The organism is Mesorhizobium sp. M2E.F.Ca.ET.209.01.1.1, from assembly GCF_004010375.2.
In the GTDB taxonomy this organism is placed as follows: domain Bacteria; phylum Pseudomonadota; class Alphaproteobacteria; order Rhizobiales; family Rhizobiaceae; genus Mesorhizobium.
In genome coordinates this window covers 1-327 of the sequence record NZ_SADP02000731.1, presented here as the reverse complement: position 1 = coordinate 327, position 327 = coordinate 1, and the positions used below count along the sequence as shown (strand labels likewise).

Genomic DNA, 327 nt, shown 5'->3' with positions numbered 1-327 from the left:
CAGCGCGCGCGGCCGGCGCGAGCGCGGTAAGCTCCGGATGGCGTAAGATAGCGGCCATGGTGACCGAGGCGCCTAGCCGGACGTCGCCGCCGGAAACCGCGATCCGCGAGAGGCCAGGATCGGTGACGCGGACAAGGCTGGAGACGGAGACATCGCCTTCATTGGCGGCGCGGACCACCAGCGTGCCGCCGCCGAGATAGCGTGTGCCGGCGGCCTGCAAGGCGGCGTTGGCGTCTTTCACGGTCGAGAAACTCCGCAGCGCAAGCGACATGGCGGGCTCCCGTCAGCTCTGGCCGGCGAAATGGGCCTTCAGGGCGTTGAAGCCGC

The 327-nt window shown here is 70.0% G+C and carries 1 protein-coding gene; it reads right to left on the bottom strand.

The window, feature by feature from the left end; genetic code table 11:
- Positions 1-271, bottom strand: a 271-nt coding sequence (locus EN852_RS37645; protein WP_189546546.1) for an FAD binding domain-containing protein, incomplete at its 3' end; no start/stop codon positions are given.
- Positions 272-327 lie beyond the last annotated feature (56 nt).